Annotated in this window: 4 protein-coding genes; all 4 read right to left on the bottom strand. The window is 30.3% G+C overall.

Annotation, left to right across the window (positions count from 1 at the left end; translation table 11 throughout):
- Positions 1 to 130: 130 nt before the first annotated feature.
- The 4 genes from VDP25_RS17235 to VDP25_RS17220 all read right to left on the bottom strand — a co-directional run bounded on the left by VDP25_RS17235 (position 131) and on the right by VDP25_RS17220 (position 5,167).
- Positions 131 to 448: a type II toxin-antitoxin system RelE/ParE family toxin gene (locus VDP25_RS17235; RefSeq protein WP_114311025.1), complete on the bottom strand. Its 318-nt coding sequence runs from the start codon at positions 446 to 448 to the stop codon at positions 131 to 133.
- Positions 439 to 681 (bottom strand): hypothetical protein, encoded by a 243-nt coding sequence (locus VDP25_RS17230; protein WP_114311026.1) that lies wholly within the window; start codon positions 679 to 681, stop codon positions 439 to 441. The genes VDP25_RS17235 and VDP25_RS17230 overlap by 10 nt, the downstream gene beginning before the upstream one ends.
- A gap of 219 nt (positions 682 to 900) precedes the next feature.
- On the bottom strand, positions 901 to 4,299 hold the full coding sequence (locus VDP25_RS17225) for a T9SS type B sorting domain-containing protein (RefSeq protein WP_334471815.1): 3,399 nt from the start codon (positions 4,297 to 4,299) through the stop codon (positions 901 to 903).
- Positions 4,300 to 4,444: 145 nt separating this feature from the next.
- Entirely contained in the window at positions 4,445 to 5,167 is a 723-nt protein-coding gene (locus VDP25_RS17220) for a CPBP family intramembrane glutamic endopeptidase (protein ID WP_334471813.1), read from the bottom strand.
- Positions 5,168 to 5,321: the final 154 nt, after the last annotated feature.

The following is a 5,321-nucleotide window of genomic DNA, read 5'->3' as shown; positions in this document are numbered from 1 at the left end:
ACTACTAAAACAGGCCTTTGCACTAGCTAAATCAGGATTAATATATGATGGAAATTATAAAAGTACTTTAGTGAAAAATTAATACATTTTTACTTGTTTTTTACCACAGTACTTTGTTGGCAACTGGCTTTTATTTTTTTCGTTCTATTTTTATTGGGTTTTGTCGAGTATCAAAAACATCATTTATTTCAATTCTATTCTTTTTCCTATTTATCCAATAAATGACTTTATAGTTTTTATAGACTAGATATCTAAACCCTTGGTTTCTGTTTTTAAGAAGTTCTTCGGCTTGTCCAATTTCTGGTTGCCTTTGTAATTTTAAAGTTTCGTTATAAATGCCGTTAACGAGTTTTTTTGCTATTCGAATTCCAGCTTTTTCTCGATGATATTGATAAATTTTTTCTAGTTCTTTTTGAGAAAAATCAGTCCAAAATAATTTTAATTCCATTTATCAATCTTGGCTTTTAATTCGCTAGATTCTATTAGTCGACCATTTATTGAATCTTCCATAGATTTATCAATTCGAGAATTAAATTCCTCGATTGTCATTGGTTTAAAATCATCATTATCGAAATTCTTGTTTTCTTTTTTAAGGATTTTTTCAAGTCGTGAAATAACATCTTCACTTTGAATCTTTAAAAACTCTTGAATAAGTTCCAGTTTTCTTGTTTGTAAATCCATCTTATTAGCTTTTTATCAAAGATACAAAATTATCAAATTAAACCTCTAATTTTCTTGCTTTCACGAATTTCACAGCTTGTTGCCAACGTGTTTGTATATGGTTTGTTGCGTGGTTTAAGCACCTAATTTAGTAAAAAAAACCGAATAGAAAATCCGCGAGGACTTTCGTAAGTAGGCTAGAACTAGCAATAAATTATATACGGTGTTGGCAATTGGCTTTTATCTTTTCAATGAAAAATAGCCTGAAAAAATTGTTCCATTTCCGAGATTAGCTTTGAACCAATAGTCGTTTGACAACATTCCTTTTCCATTATAATAACCATCCCAACCAACATCATTCGATGATAACTGAGTTAATAACTTTCCATATCTGTCAAATATCAAAATTTTGGAATTTGGGAATTTATTTATTCCTTTTATTTGCCAAAAATCGTTATATCCGTCATCATTTGGGGTAAAGAATTTGGGATAATCAATTATAGTCACTTCATTTGAATCCTCACCACAACCTTCTTTGTCTCTAACATATACATTGTAGCAACCTCCCATGATATTTGCGAAATAATTACTGTCTTGATAATATACACCATCAATTGAGTACTCAAAATCACCATTACCTGAGGCTATTATTTCAATAAAATTATTTCCTAATTCTCCGTAATTTACTTGTTGTATTTCCGGTAAGTCTGAACGAACAAGACTAAATGTAAACGAATTTTCACAAGTAAGACCATTTTCAACTTGGGTAACCGTTAAAGTATAACTGCCTTCTTCTATTATTTCTGCTATGTAAGTATCTGAAATTATAGAGCCATCTTCAAAAATCCAATTATAAGAATTAAAACCAGAATTTAGAGTTAACGAAATAGATGGTTCTAAATTACAAATGAAATATTCTTCTTCTAAATTAATTTCGGGTAACTCATTTACAACTAAGTCAAAAGATGTTTCTGAATAACAAATTGGATTTGAGGCGTCTTCAACTCTAACGTTTATGGTTTGAGAAAAAGGCTCTGTGTTTTGAAATAATGTAGGTAAGGGACTTGGAAGCAAATTATTATTGGAATCATAATATAGTGCTGTCAAACCTGTTTGAGTCCCAATAATTTGTTGCTCTATATTTGATGTATCAAATTCAGCATATCCATTCCCTATTATGTTACATGCATACAAATTATAAGGTTGATTTATGTTTGGTTGCGTTACGGTTCGTAATTCAAGTGAGGTTTCAGTATAGCAACTTGTGTTGGTATCAGTTACTCTTATAGTTATTAATTGATTAAATGGATTAGAATTGGTGTATGGGTTTGGCAAAGGACTAGATAATTCATCTCCATTTTGGTTAAAATAACTAACAGCCATTCCTGTCTGACCGTTCAAAACTTGATTTTCAACATTAGAAGTGTCAAAATATTCTGAAATTCCATCATTATTATCATCACATCCATTTAAAACATTTAAGGTATTTGCTATCGGTAATGGATTTACAATTAAATCAAAAGAAATTTCGCTATAACAATTAGTATTTGGATTTGTTATTCTTGCTGTAATAGTTTCTTGGTTGGGAATTGTGTTTATAATTATATTAGGTAGTGGATTAGGCAATTGCAATCCATTTTCATAGGAAAAAATAATTGTCATTCCAGTTTGCTCACCTAAAATGGTGTTTTCAATATTACTAATATCGAACTCGGTGATTCCGTCTTCATCATCATCACATGCATAGATATTACTAATTTGATTAATTTCGGGAAGAGACTCGACAATTAAGTCGAAAGAGACTTCTGTAAAACACGTTAAATTATTATTGTAAGCAATCCTAGCTGTAATAGTTTCTTGCCCAATAATAGAATTAGAAAGTGGGTTAGGTAATGGGCTAGGTAATTCCATTCCATTACTATTAAAATATTTAATTGTCAAATTTGACTGACTTCCTATCAAGTCGCTTTCTATTGAGCTTGTATCAAAAGAACTAGAAATTTGACTTCCATAAACATCTTCACAACTATATCTATTTGCAATTTGATTTACAGTAGGACTATTACTAATAACAACTTCAATACTTAGAGTTTCTATTTCAGTTCCACAAGTAACCAATGCGGTAACGTCATAATTCCCATTGTTGGTAAAAGTATGGCTAGGATTGGTTAAAGTAGATGTATTATTTACACCAGAAGCAGGATTATCAAAGTTCCATAATACTGAATCAAAATTACCATTAATTTCAAATGAAGTACTTTCGGTTAAACAGGTGTTTTCATAGGAAATCAAACTCTCTAAATCAGTTTGATCTGTTTTGTATTTGTAAAAAAGAACGTCGGAATTACTATTACCACTACTATTAGATATTTCAGTGCCATTTATTTGCATTGGTGAGCTTTCGAAGAAAGCACTTAAATAGATGTCATTATTTACTATTAGAACCGGACCTGGTCCATCTACATATCCATAACCAGCTCCATAATAGCTTTCTCCAGATGACCGTAAAACAAATTCTTTTTCAAAACTGTCAAGATTAACTTTAAATAACACCAAGTCTTCAGTATAAAAATTTGTAGTTTCTATTGTTATGTCACTCAAAGTCAATGCCAATCTAAAACTGGTTAAAATAAATAGTTCATCATTTTTATGATACATATAACCATTACTGATGTTATCGGTCCTCCAATTACCACCAATAGTTGGTAAAGGTAAACTTGAACAGTTATCTATAGATGTAATATTTTCAAGATTTCCATCGCTTGTAGAAAATTCAGTCAATAAACTGCCATATTCGCAATTACTCACAGTAAAAACATTTCCTAAAACATCTACAGAATTGTAATAACTTCCCCATAAATATAATTTATCGTTTGTATTATTATAATATAAGTTTGATGAATTATATCTATAGTTATTAGCGGAATAACTTGATATTTCATTAATCCATTCTTGGTTTAAATTTGAGTCGAATTTTGTAATATGTGTAATGTTATTAGAGGTTCCTGTTAAATATATACTACCATTTGTATCAATTTCAGAATCAATAAGAGTATCTTCTCCGTTTACTCCAAAATTTTCTGCATCAATCAAGTTTCCTTCTAAATCAAATTTAGCTATGTAGTAATCTTCCACATCACTTGTAAGGGTAATTTCGTTATTAATACTAATTGTGGTATAAAAAATCCCGACAATAAAAATTGTATTATTCCAATAATGTACGTTACTACCAATTTGCTGTCCTCCAAGAGGTCTACTCCATAATAGTTGGCCTTGAGAATCTATTTTTATAACACTCATACCAGAATTTATCACTATGCTACCGATATTGACTAAACCTTGATCATTTCCAACAATAACATATATATTATCTTGTTCGTCTACGGTCGTTTTATAAGCCTCAATAGAGCCTGATAAATTATATGACCAAATTAGATTACAATTAAAATCATATTTATAAATTACACCTACACCAAAATTTCCTTGAAGAGTTGTGAAAATAATTCCATCGGATACTTTATTAATATCTTCAGGGTGGTCACGTACCCAACCACCTATGCTCTGACCACAGTCAAAGCATTGTGAATAAGAAAACAGAGAATAAAGTAATGTCGTTAGTATAAATAAATTGAATCTCATATAGTCTTTTAGCTTGTTGCCAACGTGTTTGTGTATGGTTAGTTGCGTGGTTAAGCAACTAAGTTAGCAAACTTTAACGAACCCGTGAAAATTCCGCAGGAATTTTCGCAAGTAAGCTCAATGCAGCAATTAATTATACACGGTGTTACCTGCCGGCTTTTTTATTCAAAATTTTTGTCATTCCAACTATAAGTATTATTCCAAATGAAATTGATAACGCTATGGTTGGATAGTCATATATTAATTCCAGTTTATCTCTATCTCTAAACACAGTTAATAAATAGTATGTCGTGATATTATAAAACAAATGAGCAACAACGCTCAAATAAATGCTATTTGTTTTAAAGTAAATATAGGCGAATACTACTCCAGCAATAAAAGACGGTAAAATTCCAGTATCAGAATAGATATGAGCAATTGCAAAAACAAAAGCTGAAATCCAAATTCCTTTTGTAATTCCAAGAGTGTTTTTAATTTTTTGTGCTAAAACTCTACGAAATAAAATCTCCTCGAATATTGATATAGAGATTAGAATCGGAACCATTTGATTTAAACCAATAATAATAGGATGTTTAGTGATGTCAATGTCAGCCATCTTGGTTGCAAGAACAGGAATGAGATTGCAAACGGATATAAGACCGATTATTCCAATTATAATTCCGATAATCTGATTAATTTTAAATTCGGGTTTTTCTTTGTCAGGAAGTTTTCCTTTGTCAAATGCAACAAGTGTAAGACCAGCTAAAATCATTATTACTAAATGACTAAAGTGAGAAACCCATACATTATTCAATTCAGATGTAAAATAAAAACCTACTAATAATATCGTAGTAAATATTAATAAATTCAAGTAGATATTCTTCGTCATTTTTTTCAGTAAAGATTGGTTTTCAGCTTGCAGGTAACGGTCTCGTATATGATTTGTTGCGTGTTATAAGCGAGTAAGTTAGCAAATAAAAACCAAAATAGAAAAACCGAGAGGTTTTTCGACAGTAGGTAAGAAGCAGCTATAAATTATATAC

This window comes from Winogradskyella sp. ECml5-4, from assembly GCF_036903175.1.
Classification (GTDB): Bacteria; Bacteroidota; Bacteroidia; order Flavobacteriales; family Flavobacteriaceae; genus Winogradskyella; species Winogradskyella damuponensis.
The sequence above is the reverse complement of the archived record's forward strand: the minus strand, read 5'-3'. Positions and strand labels throughout refer to the sequence as shown.